The following is a 20,535-nucleotide window of genomic DNA, read 5'->3' on the forward strand; positions in this document are numbered from 1 at the left end:
AACGATAAAATAGCGTTCAAATCACTATTCTCTCACTATTTTAGTCGATTATTTAGCCCTTCTACTACTCCATTGTCACCGAGCAAGGTATACTCGTTAGTTACATAAAAAATTTATTAACCACACACCATTTCGCGAACCTAATGATGCAAAAATTCGATATTAAAACGTTTCAAGGCATGATCCTCGCGCTGCAGGATTATTGGGCCCAACAGGGTTGTACTATTGTTCAACCTCTAGATATGGAGGTTGGTGCTGGCACCTCTCATCCTATGACATGTCTGAGAGCACTAGGTCCTGAGCCTATTGCTGCAGCTTATGTTCAGCCATCTCGTCGTCCAACAGATGGTCGTTATGGTGAGAACCCTAACCGACTACAACACTATTATCAGTTCCAGGTGATCATCAAACCATCACCGGATAATATCCAAGAGCTTTACCTAGGCTCATTAGAAGTACTAGGTGTTGATCCTCTTGTCCACGATATTCGTTTCGTTGAAGATAACTGGGAGAATCCAACATTAGGCGCATGGGGTCTAGGTTGGGAAGTTTGGCTAAACGGCATGGAAGTGACTCAGTTTACTTACTTCCAGCAAGTTGGCGGCCTAGAATGTAAACCAGTAACCGGTGAAATTACTTACGGTATCGAGCGTCTTGCGATGTATATCCAGGGTGTTGATTCTGTTTACGACTTAGTTTGGACGGATGGTCCTCTTGGTCGAGTGACTTACGGCGATATTTTCCATCAAAATGAAGTTGAGCAGTCAACTTACAACTTTGAACATGCTGATGTTGATTTCCTACTGACCTTCTTCGATCAGTGTGAAAAAGAGTGTAAAGAGCTACTTGAATTAGAAACTCCGCTTTCTCTTCCTGCTTATGAACGCATTCTAAAAGCCGGTCATGCATTTAACTTATTAGATGCACGTAAAGCGATTTCAGTCACTGAGCGTCAACGCTATATCCTGCGTATTCGTAACCTAACCAAAGCGGTTGCGGAAGCTTACTATGCATCACGTGAAGCCCTAGGTTTCCCAATGTGTAAAGATAAACAGGAGAAGTAAGATGGCGAAGAATTTCTTAATTGAACTGGGTACTGAAGAGTTACCACCAAAATCACTACGTACACTAGCTGAAGCCTTTGCTGCTAATTTTACCGCAGGTTTAGACAGTGCAAATGTCGAATATGGTGATGTTAAGTGGTACGCCTCTCCTCGTCGCCTTGCGATTAAAATTGCTGATCTAGCAGAAGGCCAAGCAGACAAAGTCGTTGAAAAACGTGGACCTGCAATTAGCGCCGCATTTGATGCAGAAGGCCAACCGACGAAAGCAGCACTAGGCTGGGCTCGTGGTAATGGTATCGATATTGCTGATGCTGACCGTCTAAAAACAGACAAAGGTGAGTGGTTACTATTCAAACAAGAAGTGAAAGGTAAGCCCGTTCAAGATCTTGTGATTGATATTGCAGCGACAGCCCTTGCTAACTTGCCAATTCCTAAGCCGATGCGCTGGGGCGATAAAGAGACACAATTTATTCGTCCAGTGAAAACGCTAACTGTTCTTTTCGGTGAGCAACTGATCGAAGGAACTATTTTAGGTGTTGCTTCTGATCGTGTAATTCGTGGTCACCGCTTTATGGGCGAACCTGAATTTACAATCGACAGCGCTGATCAATACCCAGAGCTTTTAGAGCAACGCGGTAAAGTGATGGCGGATTATGAAGCGCGTAAAGCGATCATTCTTGCTGATTCTAAAAAAGCAGCAGATGCTGTCGGTGGTATTGCTGACCTTGAAGATGAATTAGTTGAAGAAGTGACATCGTTGGTTGAATGGCCAGTTGTTCTAACGGCTTCATTCGAACCTGAGTTCTTAACCGTTCCTTCTGAAGCACTGGTCTACACCATGAAAGGGGATCAGAAATACTTCCCGGTTTATGATGCAGAAGGCAATCTAGTGCCTAAGTTTATCTTTGTTTCGAACATTGAATCGAAAGATCCTCGTCAAGTTATCGAGGGTAACGAGAAAGTTGTACGTCCTCGTCTTGCCGATGCAGAGTTCTTCTTTAATACTGACCGTAAGCGCCCACTGGTTGATCGTCTACCTGAGCTAGAGACAGCGATCTTCCAGAAACAACTTGGCACAATTAAAGATAAAACTGATCGTATAACTGAGCTTGCTGGTTATATTGCTGAGCAAATTGGTGCAGATGTTGAGAAATCACAACGCGCAGGTTTACTAGCAAAATGTGATTTAATGACGTCAATGGTCTTTGAATTCACCGATACTCAAGGCGTGATGGGCATGCATTATGCACGTCATGATGGTGAAGCAGAAGAAGTTGCATTAGCACTAAACGAGCAGTATATGCCTCGTTTTGCGGGTGATGACTTACCTTCTACAGCGGTATCATCAGCGGTGGCTATGGCAGATAAGATCGATACTTTAGTCGGTATCTTTGGTATTGGTCAAGCACCGAAGGGGTCAGATCCTTTTGCACTACGTCGTGCTGCATTAGGTGTACTACGTATTATCGTTGAAAACGAATACAAGTTAGATCTGATTGACCTTATCGCAAAAGCAAAAACGTTATTCGGTGACAAACTGACTAACAAAAATGTTGAAGCTGATGTGATTGACTTTATGTTAGGTCGATTCCGCGCTTGGTACCAAGATCAGAATTTCAGTGTTGATGTAATTCAAGCGGTACTTTCTCGTCGTCCAACTAAACCATCTGATTTTGATAAGCGTGTTAAAGCCGTTTCTCACTTCAGAGAGTTAGAGGCAGCAGAATCATTAGCCGCAGCCAATAAGCGAGTTGGTAATATCTTAGCGAAATTTGATGGTGAATTATCTTCTCAAGTTGATACTTCTCTATTAACTGAAGCCGAAGAGATCAAATTAGCAGCAAGCGTTGCAGAAAAAGTTGCTCAACTAGAGCCACTATTTACAACAGGCGATTATCAGCAAGCACTCACTCTACTTTCTGAGTTACGTAACGACGTTGATGCTTTCTTTGATAACGTGATGGTAATGGCAGACGATTTAGCGGTAAAAACTAACCGTCTAACGCTATTAAACCAGCTTCGAGAGCAGTTCTTAAATGTTGCCGATATTTCTCTACTACAGAAATAATCTTTAACAAGAAAACATGCTGAGAAAATCGAGCCCAATGATAGATATTATCATTGGGCTTTTTTATGACTATTTTTGAGTTAAAGGAGAATACATAGTTAAATAGCCGGTATAAAAAAAGACCGCCAGAGCGATCTTTTTAATTTCTTTATTGTGATAAAAACTAGATTAAACGTCTAAGTTTTCTACACGAAGTGCATTTTGCTCGATAAAGTTACGGCGAGGTTCTACTTGATCACCCATTAAGGTTGAGAATAGCTCATCAGCTGCAACCGCATCGTTAATCGTAACCTGCATCATACGACGAGATTCTGGATCCATTGTGGTTTCCCATAATTGATCAGGGTTCATCTCACCCAGTCCTTTATAACGCTGACGGTAAACACCACGACTACTCTCTTTAATCAGCCATGCAACAGCATCATCAAAGTTAGCGACCGATTGTTTACGCTCACCACGTTGTACAAAAGAACCTTCTTCAAGTAAGCCATCAAGCGCTTCAGCAAGAGAAGCCACCTTGTTGTACTCACTTGAGTGGAAGAAGTCACCGCTTAATAGGTGTTCATACTCTACACCGTGGGTACGAACTAAAATCTTCGGTAAGTAGATATTCTTCTCTTCATTGAATGCAATCTCATAACTGTAGTGACTTTCACCACTTTGAGACTCAACCAATCGTTCACTCAGCGCTTTAGTCCACTCATTCATCTGATCTTTATCGTCCAGCATTTCAGCCGTTACACGCTGTAATTTGGCTAGCTGATTCAGAATCGCTAATGGGTAGTGACGAGACATACGTTCAATCAGTTTGTTAGTCGCATTAAATTGAGTCACTAGAGACTCTAAAGCCGTACCAGATAGTGCTGGAGCATCCGGATTAACAAACAGTGATGCATTATCAAGAGCTAAAGCGACTTGGTATTCAAGCATCGCTTCATCATCTTTAATATACTGCTCTTGCTTACCTTTTTTCACTTTGTAAAGCGGTGGCTGTGCAATATAGATATAGCCACGTTCAATCAGCTCTGGCATTTGACGATAAAAGAAAGTCAACAGTAGCGTACGGATGTGAGAACCATCGACATCGGCATCGGTCATAATAATAATATTATGGTAACGAAGCTTATCTGGGTTGTACTCATCACGACCAATACCACAACCTAATGCGGTGATTAAGGTTGCCACTTCTTGTGAAGAGAGCATCTTATCAAAACGCGCTTTTTCAACATTTAGGATCTTACCTTTTAACGGCAAGATAGCTTGGTTTTTACGGTTACGCCCCTGCTTGGCTGATCCGCCAGCAGAGTCCCCTTCCACAATATAGAGTTCAGAGAGTGCAGGATCTTTTTCCTGACAATCAGCAAGCTTACCAGGAAGACCTGCTAAATCTAATGCACCTTTACGACGTGTCATTTCACGTGCTTTACGAGCTGCTTCACGAGCACGGGCTGCATCAATAATTTTGCCACAAACAATCTTCGCTTCACCTGGGTTCTCTAATAGGAACTCACTCAATTTTTCACCCATGGTTGATTCAACCGCAGGCTTCACTTCTGATGAAACTAACTTATCTTTGGTCTGACTTGAGAACTTAGGATCGGGCACTTTGACCGACACAACGGCAACCAAACCTTCACGCGCATCATCACCTGACGTCGATGCTTTGGCTTTCTTCGAGAACCCTTCTTTATCCATAAAAGAATTAAGAGTACGGGTTAATGCTGAACGGAAGCCCGCTAAGTGAGAACCACCATCACGCTGAGGAATATTATTGGTAAAACAGTAAATTCCCTCTTGGAAACCATCATTCCACTGCAGAGCAACTTCAACACTGATGCCATCTTCACGCTCAGTATTAAAATGGAAAATCTTTTGGTGAATAGGCGTTTTATTGCGGTTTAGATGCTCAACAAACGCTTGAATACCACCTTGGTACTGGAAGTGATCTTGCTTATCTTCTTCACGCTTATCAACTAAACGGATAGAAACGCCAGAGTTTAAGAAAGAGAGCTCTCTTAAACGCTTAGCTAAAATCTCGTAATGGAAAGTGACATCAGAGAAGATCTCTTCACTTGGCCAGAAACGGATAGCGGTACCTGTTTCATCACCTATTTCACCAATCGGTGCAAGTGGCGCTTGTGGATCACCCAGTGAGTAATACTGCTGGAATTTTTCACCATTGCGTTTAATCGTCAGCTCAAGCTTATTTGATAAGGCATTAACAACAGAAACACCAACGCCGTGCAAACCGCCAGATACTTTATAAGAGTTATCATCAAACTTACCACCAGCATGGAGTACCGTCATAATAACTTCAGCTGCAGAGACCCCTTCTTCAGGGTGAATATCCGTCGGAATACCACGACCGTCATCTTGAACAGATACGGAGTTATCTTCATGAATGGTGACGATGATATCTGTACAGTGACCAGCAAGAGCTTCGTCGATAGAGTTATCAACAACCTCAAAAACCATATGGTGTAAACCAGTACCATCATCTGTGTCGCCGATATACATACCCGGACGTTTACGAACGGCATCTAGTCCTTTTAAGACCTTGATACTCGATGAATCATAATTATTGGACATTGAGTTACTCTCGCTTTAAAAATCCTTGGTCTATTTTGCCATGTTCCACGTGAAACATCTTGCTATTTTCTATATTCATTTCAGATACATGATCAGAAGAGATACAGCTAACAAATACTTGCGCTTGAATCTGCTTTAGCTCGCTGGCTAACAGTTCTCGTTTATGATTATCAAGCTCAGAAGCAAAATCATCTAATAGGTAAATACACTGCTTACCGGTTATCTCTGTCAAGTGTAGTCCTTGAGCTAAACGAAGAGCACAAACTAATAATTTAAGCTGTCCACGAGATAACACATCTTCAACAGGCATACCTGCTACTTTAATCTTTAAGTCTGATTTATGCGGACCACCAAAGGTATACCCTAGCTGTTGGTCTCGCTCAAAACCAGATTGTAAATAAGTAAGATAGTCACTCTCTTTATCCCAACCTCTTGAGAAGCTTAAAGAGAGCTCTATTTCCGGTAAAAAAGCTTGGCACAGCTCCAATACCTTAATTTTTAGGGTTTCCACATACTCTTGTCGCCACACAGATATTTGCTCAGCCAGTGGCGCTAGTTGATCATCCCAATACTTTAATTGGTTATATTGAGTGCCGGTTTTTAATAACGCATTACGTTGTTTATTTAACCGTTTAATCCGACTCCATATAGTATAGAACCTAGGCTCAGCATGGAACACCCCCCAATCAACAAATGCACGCCTAAATTTAGGGCCGCCAGTTAATAGTGAGAAACCTTCAGGTGTTATCAACTGTAAAGGTAGAACTTGAGCCAATTGCGCTATTTTCTGCCCTTTCTCACCACCTAACTTAACATCGGTACTTCCGTCACGAGCACGACGAATTCCAATTGGAAATTCACCTTGCTGTTGATCACTCATTTTACCATGAAGAATAAACTCAGGTTGTTGATGACGAATCACACGATTAGTTAGCTGGCTACGAAAAGAGCGACCATGTCCAAGGTAGTAAATGGCTTCAAGAACACTGGTTTTTCCGCTGCCATTCGCCCCAACTAAGAAGTTAAATTGAGAAGAAAACGCTAAATCACAGCTCTCAATATTGCGAAAATCTTTAATCAGTAGCCGTGTTAATGCCATTTGATACTCAAGTAGAGATTATAAACGGATCGGCATAACGACATAAAGCGCATCATCGTTATCACAGTCTTCAATCAAAGTACTGGTGTTTGCATCACTTAAGGATAGCTGTACTTTGTCACATTTTAGCGTATTTAAGACATCTAAAACATAATTGACGTTAAAACCAATCTCTAATTCATCACCTTGGTATTCAATATCTAAAAACTCTTCGGCTTCTTCTTGCTCTGGGTTGTTGGCGGTAATACGTAATTGATGCTCTGAAACATTAAGACGAATACCACGAAACTTCTCATTCGACAGGATAGCTGCACGAGAAAAGGCTTTTTTTAGCTCTTCACAACCTGCAATTAGCTGTTTATTGGTATTTTGTGGAACAACTCGGCGATAGTCTGGGAAACGACCATCGACTAATTTAGAGGTAAATGTGAAGTTATTAACGACAGCCCTTAAATTTGAATGACCAATTTGCAGGGTAATCATCGCATCAGCATTATCTAACAGACGAACTAATTCAAGCACCCCTTTACGAGGCAAAATAACTTGCTGTGATGGTACTTCACTTTCAAGGTTAGTATGAGCAACGGCCATTCGGTGACCATCAGTAGAAACCGCGCGTAAACAGTCGCCTTCGGTTTCAAACAGCATACCATTTAAAAAATAACGAACATCTTGATGCGCCATTGAAAACTGTGTGGAATCAATTAAGCGGCGTAATTGGTTTTGAGAGACAGGAAACTCAACAATACTCTCCCACTCTTCAACATTAGGAAAATCTGTCGCCGGTAACGTCGTTAATGAGTAACGGCTTCGGCCAGAGCGAATAAGAAGACGAGAATCTTCTAATACGATGGCAATATCTGCGCTATCAGAAAGACCTCGACAGATATCAAGAAACTTTCTTGCAGGAACCGTGGTAGCACCGTCTTGGTATTCACCTTCCAGTTCAATATGGCCGACAAGTTCAACTTCTAGATCGGTGCCAGTTAAGGAGAGCGTGCCCTCTTTTACCACCATCAATAGATTACCTAAAATAGGCAATGCAGGTCGACCACCAAGAGCGCCAGAGACCTGTTGAAGAGGTTTTAATAATTTTTCGCGTGCGACAGTAAATTTCATATTTAAGATGATAATGTTCTAATTAAGTTGGAATAATCTTCTTTGATGTCGTGACTCTCTTCTCGTAATTGAGCGATTTTGCGACAAGCATGAAGTACCGTTGTATGATCTCGACCACCAAATGCATCCCCAATTTCAGGCAAGCTATGGTTAGTTAACTCTTTCGACAAGGCCATCGCCATTTGACGGGGGCGAGCAACAGATCGAGAACGACGCTTTGATAATAAATCAGCCATCTTAATTTTATAATATTCAGCGACAGTTTTCTGGATATTATCGATGGTAACTAGCTTTTCTTGCAGTGCTAATAAATCTCGCAACGCTTCACGAACAAAATCAATCGTAATTGCGCGTCCTGTAAAGTTAGCATTGGCGATAACACGGTTTAATGCACCTTCAAGTTCTCGAACATTCGATCTTAATCGTTTCGCAATAAAAAATGCCACTTCATCAGGCAGACGAATTGCATGATCCTCAGCCTTTTTCATTAGGATCGCCACTCGAGTTTCTAATTCAGGCGGTTCGATCGCCACCGTTAATCCCCAACCAAAGCGAGATTTAAGACGATCCTCAACCCCATTGATCTCTTTAGGATAACGATCCGAGGTTAATATAATCTGCTGATTACCCTCTAAAAGTGCGTTAAAGGTATGGAAAAATTCTTCTTGAGAGCGCTCTTTATTAGCAAAAAACTGAATATCATCGATCAATAACGCATCGACACTACGATAGTAACGTTTGAACTCTTCAATGGCGTTATTTTGTAATGCTTTTACCATATCTTGTACAAAACGTTCAGAATGCATATAGACCACGCAAGCATCTGGTTTACGCTCCATAATCGCATTACCAACAGCATGAAGTAAGTGTGTTTTACCTAAACCGGTTCCACCATAAAGAAACAATGGATTATATGCAGCCCCTGGATTATCAGAAACCTGACGCGCTGCAGCTAAGCCAAGTTGGTTCGACTTACCTTCAACAAAATTAACAAATTGATGCTTCGGATTAACGTTAGAACGATGAGGAATAGAAGGACGTGGGGCACTCTCCTCCTGATACCAGCTTGGTACTTGGGCTGGTGCCTGATTACGACTCATGTTTTGATTAGACCTAGGAATATCTTGAGGCACTTCAGGTCTAACAGGAATAGATACCGGTTTACTGCCCACCTCAAAACGGAGTAACGGGATATCGTTACCACAGAATTCATTCAGTAAACGGTTAATATTATCTAAATACTTATCCCTAACCCAATCAAGTACAAACCGGTTAGGAGCGAATAGCGTCAAAGTCTTATCATTAAGCTCCGCTTGTAGCGGACGAACCCACATACTAAATTCTGTTGCGGATAACTCATCCTGAAGACGTTGAAGACACTGCAACCAAAGCGAAGATGACACGTAAGGCTCCACCATATCAATATTTTAAAAAGGGAATCAATTCTATACTTGTCAGCTAAAGATCACCAGCAAGAAGATCATTAAAATGGACTTTTTGATCAAAGTTATTCACATAAAATGCACAGACAAGGATTGGATCTTCAATAATTGTCCTTATTTACCCACATTTTTATAAACATCACACTTTTCTACTGTTAATTTTAGCGGCAATCATTAAGAAAATAAAAATATTAATTAGTTTAAATTAATAAATAGCTGGTTAAAAAAACAACTAATTCCAATAAAAATGGCTTTTTATCAGATTTGATCTTATAAGATCCTTGCTCCAAATCGATAAGAATGTATAATTCGCGCCCGATGTGGCTATTTAATGCAAGTTTGATTTGACTCTAGTAGCAGCAATGATTACAATTCCGCCTCTTTTTTAAAGGGTGCTGAATATTTTCGTTCACATCATATTTAAAAAAATTACTGATCAGTACATTAAGGTAGATATCATGAAACGCACTTTTCAACCTTCTGTTCTGAAGCGCAAGCGCTCTCACGGCTTCCGTGCGCGCATGGCGACTAAGAATGGTCGTAAAGTACTAGCTGCACGCCGAGCAAAAGGCCGTCAGCAGCTGTCTAAATAATCTCAACAAAGAATATTTGTGTGATTAAGCTAGCTTTTTCTCGGGAGTTACGTCTGTTAACTCCCGAGCATTTCAAAAAGTCTTCCAGCAACCTCAACGTGCTGGCTCTCCCCACTTGACTATCCTTGCTAAGGAAAACCAACTAGATCATTCGCGTCTAGGTTTGGCTGTACCTAAAAAGCAGATAAAATTAGCTGTTGATAGAAATCGCTTTAAACGTCTTACACGTGAAAGCTTTCGTCATCAACAACACAAACTCCCTAATAAAGATTTTGTCGTTATTGCTAAAAAAAGTGCCAATGAGCTATCTAATGAGGAGCTAACTCAATTATTGGATAAGTTATGGCGTCGTCTAATTCGCCTTTCGCGTGGATAGCGATAAAGCTCGTTCGAGGCTATCAACTTTTTATTAGTCCTCTTATCGGGCCACGCTGTCGATTCACCCCAACTTGCTCTCAATATGCGATCGAAGCCATAAAAATGCATGGTGTATTAAAAGGTGGTTGGCTTTTCTCCAAACGTCTACTAAAATGCCATCCTTTAAACACAGGCGGGTTTGACCCGGTTCCTCCACCTAAGCACCCTAAAAACAGAGATCACTAACAATGGAATCCCAACGTAAAATTCTATTGATTGCACTGCTGTTCGTATCTTTCTTGCTATTTCAACAATGGCAAGCAGATAAAAACCCGCAAACTCAAACAGCAGAGCAAACTCAAACAATTAATGGCGAAGTTCCTAACCATACCGGTCAAGACTCACAGCCAATTACCACAACAAGTACATCAGGTAATCTAATTACCATTAATTCTGATGTTTTATCACTAACTATCGATACTGTTGGTGGTGATGTTCTTACATCTAAATTATTACAGTACCCATTAACAAAAGGCTCTGATGAACCTTTCGTTTTACTTGATGGTGGCCCAACTCATAACTATATCGCACAAAGTGGACTGATTGGTGCTAACGGTATCGATACAAATGCTGGTCGTGCTAACTACACAGTTTCTGCAAAAGAGTTTGATTTAGGCGATAAAGACCAGATCTCTGTTCCACTAACTTATAGCAAAGACGGCATTAACTATACTAAAACGTTTATCATCAAACGTGGTAGCTATGCAGTTGACGTTAAATACACTATCGATAACCAATCTTCAGCATCAGCAACAGTTCAAATGTATGCACAGCTAAAGCAGAATATTGATAGCAAAGGCAGCTCACTAACGATGCCGACTTATAATGGCGGCGCTTACTCAAGTGATGACACGCGTTATAAGAAGTACAGCTATAGCGATATGGAAGATAAAAACCTTTCTATCAGCTTAAAAGAAGGTTGGGCAGCGATGCTACAACACTACTTTGCTTCAGCTTGGATCCCTCGTGGCGATGCAGAGAGCAACCTATATACGCGTACATCTAACGGTCAAGGCTATATTGGTGTTCGTATGGCCCCAACCACAATTGCAGCGGGTCAAACGACAAGCATTGAAGCAACATTGTGGACAGGTCCTAAACTACAAGATCAGATGGCAGCAACGGCAAACAACCTAGACTTAAGTGTTGATTATGGTTGGTTATGGTTCATCGCTAAACCACTGCACTCGCTACTAGACTTTATCCATGGTTTTGTGAGTAACTGGGGTGTGTCAATTATCATCTTAACGTTTATTGTTCGTGGTGCTATGTTCCCACTAACAAAAGCACAGTACACTTCAATGGCTAAAATGCGTATGTTGCAACCTAAGTTGCAAGAGATGCGTGAGCGTATTGGCGATGACCGTCAGCGTATGAGCCAAGAAATGATGGCACTGTATAAGAAAGAAAAAGTTAATCCATTAGGCGGTTGTTTACCTATCGTTCTACAGATGCCGATCTTCATTGCACTTTACTGGGCATTAATGGAATCTGTTGAGCTACGTCATGCACCATTTGTTGGCTGGATTACTGATTTATCAGCACAAGACCCGTACTACATACTTCCAGTATTAATGGGTATCTCAATGTTCATGATTCAGAAAATGAGCCCAACAACAGTAACAGATCCAATGCAGCAGAAGATCATGACATTCATGCCAGTCATGTTCTCGTTCTTCTTCCTGTTCTTCCCATCAGGATTGGTTCTTTACTATCTATTCTCTAACATTGTGAGCTTAATTCAGCAGACGCTAATTTATCGCTCTTTAGAGAAAAAAGGCTTACATAGTAAATCATAATTTTACTTTGCTAGGCAGCTAGAGCTGTAAAAATACAAAGGCGACGTCATGTCGCCTTTGTTGTTTTTGTGGTTTTACTTTACACTTTCATTACGATTTATATTCTGAAATATACCTAACGTCATTGAAGTTGCTAGTAGGCGAATACACGCAATCAACAACCTAGCGACTTCAAACGAAGAAGGGTATAAGCCTTATCAGCCGTTACGAGTGATTTTATGATTGAAAAAATTGAAACAATTGTCGCCCAAGCAACCGCAACTGGACAAGGTGGTGTAGGCATCATTCGCGTCTCAGGTCCATTGGTCAAACAAGTCATTGCCGAAGTCGTTGAGAAAGAGTTAAAGCCACGCTATGCCGATTACTTGCCTTTTAAAGCTTCCAATGGTGACGTTATTGACCAAGGCATCGCGCTTTATTTCCCAAATCCTCATTCGTTCACAGGCGAAGATGTTTTAGAGCTACAAGGTCACGGCGGTCCTGTCATTATGGATATGTTGATTAAACGTATTCTAGAGATCCCAGGTATCCGTACCGCTCGACCTGGTGAATTTTCAGAGCAAGCTTATCTCAATGATAAACTCGATTTAGCGCAAGCTGAGGCAATTGCTGACTTGATAGAAGCAAGTTCAGAGCAAGCAGCCAAATCAGCATTAAAATCTCTTCAAGGTGTCTTTTCACAGCGAGTGAATGAGCTGGTGGAGTCACTTATCCATCTTCGCATCTATGTTGAAGCCGCCATTGATTTTCCCGATGAAGAGATCGACTTCCTTGCCGATGGCAAAGTCGCAGCTGCACTTCAAAAAATTATTGATAACTTATTAGCGGTACAAAAAGAGGCGAATCAAGGCGCGATTATGCGTGAAGGGATGAAAGTTGTGATTGCTGGTCGGCCAAATGCAGGTAAATCTAGCTTACTCAATGCACTTTCTGGTCGAGATTCAGCGATTGTGACTCAGATAGCAGGAACCACCAGAGACGTGCTAAGAGAACATATCCATATCGATGGCATGCCTATCCATATTATTGATACTGCAGGCTTACGAGAAGCCTCAGATGAGGTTGAGCGTATTGGAATCGAGCGAGCATGGCAAGAGATTGCCGAAGCTGATCGCGTCTTATTTATGGTGGATGGTACAACAACAAGTGCGACTTTACCTGAAGAGATTTGGCCAGAATTTGTCGATAAGCTGCCAACTAATGTCGGAATGACCGTGATCCGTAACAAAGCGGATATTACCGAAGAATTATTAGGCTTAGAAGAACAGCAAGGTAATACGCTAATCCGTTTATCAGCCAAAACAGGTAATGGTGTTGATGCTCTTCGTGAACACTTAAAGTCTTGTATGGGTTATGCAGGAATGTCTGAAGGAGGCTTTATGGCCCGTCGTCGCCACTTAGAAGCCCTTTCTTTAGCAATGGAACACTTGGATATCGGTCAACAGCAGCTTGAAGGCTACATGGCAGGAGAATTGCTAGCTGAAGAGTTAAAGATGGCCCAACAAGCATTGGGAGAAATTACCGGGGAATTTAGTTCTGATGATCTATTAACCCGTATTTTCTCATCATTCTGTATCGGTAAGTAATAAAGCACGTATAAAATATAACGCTTCACTCGCCATGAAAATGATAGAGCCTTAGATACTTCCATATCTAGGGCTCTTTTTTTATCACTGAAATCAACAGTGTTAGAATCATAATATATCTATATTAATTTAAAGCTGTTGAGTCTATATACTATTAATATTAAGGCTAGATCTCGTCGCCTCAATCACTTTTCGTCGACTAACAACACCAATTATTTTGGGTATAAATACCATTAAATTTAAGAAAAAAGGATAAAAGAATGTCAAAAATATCGATTATTACTGGCAGTACATTAGGTGGATCAGAGTATGTTGGTGATCATATTGCTGAAATTTTAGAGCAAAATAATCATCAAATTTCTATCCACAATCAGCCTAATTTGACTGAAATATCTCTCGATTCTATCTGGTTAATTGTCTGTTCTACCCATGGAGCGGGTGATTATCCAGACAATATTCTTCCATTTATTGAGCAATTAAAAGCCCAGACGAAGCTTGATATCTCTTATACCATCATTGCAATAGGAGACAGCAGTTACGATACATTTTGCTTAGCTGGTCATCAATTTTCTCAATTATTAAGTAAAAAAGGGGCAAATATAATCGCTCCATTAACTGAAATTGATGTTTTAAACACTCCAATCCCAGAAGAAGAAGCTGAAATTTGGCTCCATACTCAGATTGAAAATGGTATTTTCGAGTAAAAAATAGTGAATTTAATAAAAAAAGTTATGCTCAAATGAACTTTTTTTAATCTTTTTTCTGTGGATAACTATAGATCTAACCGGTGATCAACCATTAGTTATCCCTTTAATAAGATCTACCCCTCCAACCCCCTGTTGATAACCCTCTATTTTGATCCCAGCTATTCACCAGAAAGATCCCAAAATACACACACATTATGATCCTCTATAACACCATGATCATTAGGATCTTTTATCGCTTTTCCACAGGATCGTGGTTTACTAATAATAGATCTAATAAAAGATCTCTATATAAAGATCTTATATATATTAAGAGATTAGATATTTCTGATTTCTTAACGATCGAAGTAGGTTTTCAGTTGAGTTAAAACAGGATAGAATGCCGCCTCTTTTACCTCGATCGTCTCCTTTCTAATTTATACCAGAGGATAAATTATGTTTTACCAAGATCAATTTGATGTCATTGTTATTGGTGGTGGACATGCCGGCACTGAAGCAGCGATGGCTTCTGCACGCATGGGAAAAAATACCCTACTTTTAACCCACAATATTGATACCTTAGGGCAAATGTCCTGTAACCCAGCAATTGGTGGGATCGGTAAAGGTCATCTGGTCAAAGAAGTTGACGCCCTTGGTGGCCTAATGGCTAAAGCGATTGATTTAGGGGGCATTCAATTTCGTACCTTAAATTCATCTAAAGGTCCAGCTGTTCGCGCAACTCGAGCTCAAGCTGACCGAGCTCTCTACCGAACTGCTGTTCGTACTGCATTAGAAAACCAGCCTAACTTAATGATCTTTCAGCAAGCTGCTGATGATCTTATTGTTGAAAACGATAAAGTCGTTGGTGTTATCACTCAGATGGGGCTTAAATTTAGAGCTAAATCTGTGGTATTAACCGTAGGTACTTTCCTAGGTGGTCAAATTCATATTGGCATGAATAATTATGCCGGTGGTCGAGCTGGCGATCCACCGTCAAACTCCCTTGCTCAACGTTTACGAGAACTACCGTTACGTGTTGATCGTTTAAAGACAGGGACACCTCCTCGTATTGATGCACGTACTGTCGACTTCTCTGTCATGAAAGCTCAACATGGTGATGATCCTTGTCCTGTATTTTCATATATGGGAAGTCAGAAGGATCATCCTCAACAGATCCCATGTTACGTGACTCATACCAATGAAAAAACCCATGACATTATTCGCAATAATCTAGATAGAAGTCCAATGTATGCGGGTGTAATTGAAGGTATTGGTCCTCGTTACTGTCCTTCTATTGAAGATAAAGTGATGCGTTTTGCCGATAAAAACAGCCATCAAATATTTGTTGAACCTGAAGGCTTAACGACCCATGAGCTTTACCCAAATGGGATCTCAACCAGCTTACCATTTGATGTTCAATTAGAAATCGTACGTTCAATGGTAGGATTTGAAAATGCCAATATTATGCGTCCAGGTTATGCGATTGAATATGATTTCTTTGATCCAAGAGATTTAAAACAAACATTTGAAACTAAGTATATTAGTGGTCTTTTCTTTGCTGGCCAGATTAATGGTACTACAGGTTACGAAGAAGCCGCTGCTCAAGGTTTGTTTGCAGGATTAAATGCGGCACGTTATGCATCTGATTTAGAAGGTGTCACTTTACGTCGAGACCAAGCTTATCTTGGGGTACTTGTTGATGATCTATCAACACTTGGAACCAAAGAACCTTATCGAATGTTTACTTCTCGTGCAGAATACCGTTTAACTTTACGTGAAGATAATGCCGATATTCGTTTAACGGAACTTGGTCGTGAATTAGGTTTAGTCGATGATGCTCGTTGGCAACGTTTTAACCAAAAGATGGAAAACATTGCTCAAGAACAACAACGTTTAAAAAGCATTTATGTCCAGCCTAGTAGTGAACAAGCTGAACAATTAAATCCAAACCTAAAAACACCAATGGCAAGAGAAGCGTCTATTGAAGATCTTCTTCGTCGTCCAGAGACAAATTATAACGATCTTATGAAAGTTGATGGTTTAGGTCCTGGAATCGAGGATCGACAAGCGGCAGAACAGATCGAGATCCAAGTTAAGTATCAAGGGTATATCGATCGTCAACAAGATGAAATTGCCAAATCTTTGCGCCATGAAAAAACCAAGTTACCGGTTGATTTAGATTATAAGCAAGTTAAGGGTTTATCGAATGAAGTTATTGCTAAGTTGACTGATGCCAAACCTGCAACAATGGGGATTGCCTCTCGAATCTCAGGCATTACGCCTGCCGCTATCTCTATTCTGCTTGTTCATTTGAAAAAGCAAGGCTTACTAAAAAAGGGTGAGTAAATGAAACAGAAGTTAAAAGCACTGATTGAGCAAACAGAGGTAACCGTGACAGAAGAGCAACTAGATAAATTAGTTGCTCTGGTTGAGATGCTACATAAATGGAACAAGGCATATAACCTAACTTCCGTTCGTGATCCCAATGAGATGCTGACTAAACATATTGTAGATAGTATTGTTGTTAGTCCATATCTTAATGGTAATACCTTCATCGATGTTGGTACGGGTCCTGGATTACCAGGCTTACCTCTGGCAATCATTAATCCAGATAAACAATTTACCTTATTGGATAGTCTGGGAAAACGTATTCGTTTTATCCGCCAAGTTGTACATGAGCTAGGATTAAAAAACGTCACTCCTGTTCAGAGTCGAGTTGAAGAATTTGAGAGTGAAGAAGGGTTTGATTTAGTCTTGAGTCGTGCATTCGCTTCAATGAGTGACATGGTGGGTTGGTGTCGTCATTTACCAACAAAAGAGCATGGTCGTTTCTTAGCACTAAAAGGGGTTTATCCTCAGCAAGAGATCGATGAGTTACCAACATGGTGTAAAGTTGAAAAAATAGACCACCTACAAGTTCCTCAACTTGATGGTGAAAGACATCTTGTTTTGATTAAAGCCTCTTAACTCTCCTCCTAATTAAACTACCCATAAGTGTATATCCCTATTTTATGGGTAGTTTGATTTATTAATATATATTCCTTTATATTGATGAACTTAACTAGTTTCATATGTTGATAATGACCACCTCTTTTTGGGTGTTTATTTTTGGCAGATATGTTTTCATATTTATTGATTGGCAACCTTTATCGGTAAGATTAAAATAATATTTACCAATTATATTTAATTTATTTTTATATAGTCAAAAGTAAAAGAGAACAGAAACAGAAAAGCGTTTCTGTCATTGATTGCTTATATGTAAGTATCGATAAATAATTTATTCATTATTAACGTGTTATTTTTACTTACAATTATGTATAACCTCTTAATTATTAAGGTATTATTATTGCTTAGTAATGTTTTTACTATATAAATGTACGTATTATCTATAATTATTCATCTGGAATAGTTGCAAATAGGTAACTCAAATGTATAATTTGATTGGAAACTTTATTGTAACAAGGGAAGTTCAAAGTTACCTTTCTACGATAATCAAATTGATAACATTAATTGTTAAGGTGTGGTGAGTATGTCTGGAGAGCGATCTCTCGTTTTTATTACTGTAGCTTTTCAATTGGTTATATCAATCGTTACAGCATCTATCTGGTTTGTAACAAAGGGATCTGTAACAGGCTATTCCGCCATAGTTGGGGGTATTGTTCACATTATTCCGTACTTAGTGGCAAGTCTCATCTCTTTAGCCCATAAAGCAAAAGACGAGAGTGCTTACCAATTAGTCATGGATGTGTATTTGGGAGTGTTTGCAAAAATAGCCTTAACGGTTATTTTATTTGCATTGGTTTATATATACATGGATATTCATATTATCTCACTGTATGTGACTTACCTACTTTCAATATTTACACAGTGGATAGTATCTATTTTTTACAACAACCGTTACTAGGAAAACTAATGGCTGCAACAGGAGAAGTCCTTACTTCGCAAGAGTATATTTCTCACCACTTGACGCATTTGCAAGTGGGATCTGGTTTTTGGGCTATTAACCTGGACTCAATCATTGTTTCGGTTGGGTTAGGTGCGTTGTTTATTTGGCTATTCCGCCGTGTTGCTGTGACTGCAACCAGTGGAGTTCCGGGTAAACTTCAGTGTTTTGTAGAAATGATCATTGAGTTTGTTGAAGGGTCAGTAAGAGACATTTACAACGGAAGTAGTAAATTAGTTGCGCCGTTGGCGTTGACGGTCTTTGTCTGGATCTTCTTAATGAACTTCATGGATTTAATTCCAGTTGATTTTCTACCTCATGCCGCTCAATTATTAGGTGTGCCTTACCTGCGAGTTGTACCTTCTGCTGATGTTAACATTACGATGTCTTTAGCGTTAGGCGTGTTTGCTTTAATTATAATCTATAGCATTAAAATTAAAGGTGTGGGAGGCTTCATTAAAGAGCTGACACTACAACCGTTTAACCACTGGGTATTTATTCCTGTTAACTTGGTCCTTGAAGGGGTTACTCTACTGTCTAAACCTGTTTCACTTGGTCTACGTCTCTTCGGAAACATGTATGCTGGTGAATTGATCTTTATCTTGATCGCGGGTCTATTACCTTGGAGTATACAATGGTTATTATCAGTGCCGTGGGCAATTTTCCACATTCTGATCATAACTTTGCAGGCTTTCATCTTTATGGTACTGACGATAGTTTATCTATCTCAAGCATCTGAAGATCATTAATTAAAATTTAAATTAAACGCAATGCGTTTTTACTAGTTAAAAATTTGGAGTAAAAGTATGGATATGGGACTGTTGTACTTGGCAGCTGGTCTAATGATGGGTCTTGCGGCAATCGGTGCTGCGATTGGTATTGGTATGTTAGGTGGTAAGTTCCTTGAAGGTGCTGCTCGCCAACCTGATCTAATTCCTCTTCTACGTACTCAATTCTTCATTGTAATGGGTCTTGTAGATGCGATCCCTATGATCGCGGTAGGTCTAGGTCTGTACGTAATGTTTGCTGTTGCCGGTTAATCAACCACACTTGAACTGAACGTACGCTATTTGTTTTTAATTACAAGAGGATTTGCGCTGTGAATATCAACGCGACTCTGCTTGGCCAAGCATTAGCTTTTGTTATTTTTGTCTGGTTCTGCATGAAGTATGTATGGCCACCGTTAGTTGCTGCTATTGAAGAACGTCAGAAAAATATCGCTGACGGCTTAGCATCTGCTGAACGAGCAACAAAAGATTTGCAACTGGCACAAGCTAACGCCTCTGATCAAATGAAAGAGGCAAAACGCTCTGCTGCTGACATTATAGAGCAGGCGAATAAGCGTAAAGCTCAGATCATTGATGAAGCTCGAGATGAGGCTGAAGCTGAACGAGTAAAAATTATTACTCAAGGCCAAGCTGAGATAGAAACAGAACAGAATCGAGCTCGTGATGATTTGCGTAAGCAAGTTGCAACACTAGCCATTATCGGTGCAGAGAAAATCATTGAGCGTGAGGTTAATGCCGCTACGCATCAGGATATTCTTGATAAAGTCACTGCAGAACTTTAATACGAGGGGCAAGCAACATGTCGGAAATGACTACTATCGCACGCCCTTACGCTAAAGCAGCTTTTGATTTTGCCGTTGAGAATAAATCGTTGGATAAGTGGGCAGAAATGCTAGCTTTTTCCGCAGAAGTAGCCAAAAACGAAACGGTTCACCAGCTTTTAGATGGGGCGTTAACTCCTGAAAAAGTGGCTGAAATATTTGTTAGTGTTTGTGGTGAACAACTCAACGAACATGGTCAGAACTTTATTAAAGTGATGGCTGAAAGTGGGCGTCTTTTAGCACTACCCGAAGTCTCAGATCAGTTTATCTTGCTATGGCAAGAGTTAAAACATGAAATGGATGTCGATGTAATTTCTGCTGTTGCGTTATCAAAAGCGCAAGAGAAAGAGATTGGTGCGAAATTAGAAAAACGCTTAGAGCGTAAAATTAAGCTGAATTGCAGTGTAGACGAAGCCCTGGTAGCAGGGATTATTATTCGAGCCGGAGATTTGGTCATCGATAACTCAGTACGAACTAAGCTAGCTCGTCTGAACGATGCACTGCAATCTTGATTTGGGGATTGG

Annotated in this window: 18 protein-coding genes and 1 pseudogene; 15 read left to right on the forward strand and 4 right to left on the reverse strand. The window is 40.3% G+C overall.

The genetic code is table 11. The features are described from left to right. The first annotated feature begins 146 nt into the window (after positions 1–146). Both glyQ and glyS read left to right on the forward strand, forming a co-directional pair. The gene (gene glyQ, locus L0B53_RS07065; RefSeq protein ID WP_235062193.1) at positions 147–1,064 is read left to right on the forward strand and encodes a glycine--tRNA ligase subunit alpha; all 918 of its coding nucleotides are present in this window, start codon (positions 147–149) and stop codon (positions 1,062–1,064) included. A gap of 1 nt (position 1,065) precedes the next feature. After that, positions 1,066–3,132 (forward strand): glycine--tRNA ligase subunit beta, encoded by a 2,067-nt coding sequence (gene glyS / locus L0B53_RS07070; protein ID WP_235061436.1) that lies wholly within the window; start codon positions 1,066–1,068, stop codon positions 3,130–3,132. Between the two features lie 168 nt (positions 3,133–3,300). Here glyS and gyrB read toward each other — a convergent pair whose 3' ends face one another. Genes gyrB through dnaA form a run of 4 tightly spaced genes read right to left on the reverse strand, consistent with a single transcriptional unit; the run spans position 3,301 to position 9,342 of the window. Beyond that, entirely contained in the window at positions 3,301–5,721 is a 2,421-nt protein-coding gene (gene gyrB / locus L0B53_RS07075) for a DNA topoisomerase (ATP-hydrolyzing) subunit B (protein WP_235061437.1), read from the reverse strand. A 4-nt stretch (positions 5,722–5,725) separates the two neighbouring features. Further along, complete coding sequence (recF, locus tag L0B53_RS07080; RefSeq protein WP_235061438.1) at positions 5,726–6,820, reverse strand: DNA replication/repair protein RecF; 1,095 nt, start codon at positions 6,818–6,820, stop codon at positions 5,726–5,728. An 18-nt stretch (positions 6,821–6,838) separates the two neighbouring features. Next, a complete protein-coding gene (dnaN, locus tag L0B53_RS07085; RefSeq protein WP_235061439.1) occupies positions 6,839–7,939 on the reverse strand; it encodes a DNA polymerase III subunit beta in 1,101 nt (366 codons plus the stop codon). A gap of 2 nt (positions 7,940–7,941) precedes the next feature. Next, positions 7,942–9,342, reverse strand: a complete 1,401-nt coding sequence (gene dnaA / locus L0B53_RS07090; protein WP_235061440.1) for a chromosomal replication initiator protein DnaA — start codon at positions 9,340–9,342, stop codon at positions 7,942–7,944. 497 nt (positions 9,343–9,839) lie between these two features. Here dnaA and rpmH point away from each other — a divergent pair, with 497 nt between their 5' ends. The 13 genes and pseudogenes from rpmH to atpH all read left to right on the forward strand — a co-directional run bounded on the left by rpmH (position 9,840) and on the right by atpH (position 20,523). After that, on the forward strand, positions 9,840–9,974 hold the full coding sequence (rpmH, locus tag L0B53_RS07095) for a 50S ribosomal protein L34 (protein WP_235061441.1): 135 nt from the start codon (positions 9,840–9,842) through the stop codon (positions 9,972–9,974). A 53-nt stretch (positions 9,975–10,027) separates the two neighbouring features. Further along, a pseudogene (gene rnpA, locus L0B53_RS07100) lies at positions 10,028–10,350 on the forward strand (ribonuclease P protein component). Next, positions 10,317–10,577, forward strand: a complete 261-nt coding sequence (gene yidD / locus L0B53_RS07105) for a membrane protein insertion efficiency factor YidD (protein WP_235061442.1) — start codon at positions 10,317–10,319, stop codon at positions 10,575–10,577. Before rnpA ends, yidD begins: the two are co-directional and overlap by 34 nt. Before the next feature lie 2 nt (positions 10,578–10,579). Then, positions 10,580–12,190 (forward strand): membrane protein insertase YidC, encoded by a 1,611-nt coding sequence (yidC, locus tag L0B53_RS07110; RefSeq protein WP_235061443.1) that lies wholly within the window; start codon positions 10,580–10,582, stop codon positions 12,188–12,190. 218 nt (positions 12,191–12,408) lie between these two features. Then, on the forward strand, positions 12,409–13,776 hold the full coding sequence (mnmE, locus tag L0B53_RS07115) for a tRNA uridine-5-carboxymethylaminomethyl(34) synthesis GTPase MnmE (protein WP_235061444.1): 1,368 nt from the start codon (positions 12,409–12,411) through the stop codon (positions 13,774–13,776). Positions 13,777–14,036: 260 nt separating this feature from the next. Further along, positions 14,037–14,480, forward strand: coding sequence for an FMN-binding protein MioC (mioC, locus tag L0B53_RS07120; RefSeq protein ID WP_235061445.1), 444 nt, complete (start codon positions 14,037–14,039; stop codon positions 14,478–14,480). 435 nt (positions 14,481–14,915) lie between these two features. After that, entirely contained in the window at positions 14,916–16,805 is a 1,890-nt protein-coding gene (gene mnmG, locus L0B53_RS07125; RefSeq protein WP_235061446.1) for a tRNA uridine-5-carboxymethylaminomethyl(34) synthesis enzyme MnmG, read from the forward strand. Next, positions 16,806–17,426 (forward strand): 16S rRNA (guanine(527)-N(7))-methyltransferase RsmG, encoded by a 621-nt coding sequence (gene rsmG, locus L0B53_RS07130; RefSeq protein ID WP_235061447.1) that lies wholly within the window; start codon positions 16,806–16,808, stop codon positions 17,424–17,426. It abuts the gene before it with no gap. A 562-nt stretch (positions 17,427–17,988) separates the two neighbouring features. Then, entirely contained in the window at positions 17,989–18,363 is a 375-nt protein-coding gene (locus L0B53_RS07135) for an ATP synthase subunit I (RefSeq protein ID WP_235061448.1), read from the forward strand. Between the two features lie 8 nt (positions 18,364–18,371). Beyond that, positions 18,372–19,151 (forward strand): F0F1 ATP synthase subunit A, encoded by a 780-nt coding sequence (gene atpB / locus L0B53_RS07140; RefSeq protein WP_235061449.1) that lies wholly within the window; start codon positions 18,372–18,374, stop codon positions 19,149–19,151. Positions 19,152–19,208: 57 nt separating this feature from the next. After that, positions 19,209–19,442, forward strand: a complete 234-nt coding sequence (gene atpE, locus L0B53_RS07145; protein WP_235061450.1) for a F0F1 ATP synthase subunit C — start codon at positions 19,209–19,211, stop codon at positions 19,440–19,442. 59 nt (positions 19,443–19,501) lie between these two features. Beyond that, on the forward strand, positions 19,502–19,972 hold the full coding sequence (gene atpF / locus L0B53_RS07150) for a F0F1 ATP synthase subunit B (protein ID WP_235061451.1): 471 nt from the start codon (positions 19,502–19,504) through the stop codon (positions 19,970–19,972). Between the two features lie 17 nt (positions 19,973–19,989). After that, positions 19,990–20,523, forward strand: a complete 534-nt coding sequence (atpH, locus tag L0B53_RS07155; protein ID WP_235061452.1) for a F0F1 ATP synthase subunit delta — start codon at positions 19,990–19,992, stop codon at positions 20,521–20,523. Positions 20,524–20,535 lie beyond the last annotated feature (12 nt).

The organism is Vibrio sp. SS-MA-C1-2, from assembly GCF_021513135.1.
In the GTDB taxonomy this organism is placed as follows: domain Bacteria; phylum Pseudomonadota; class Gammaproteobacteria; order Enterobacterales; family Vibrionaceae.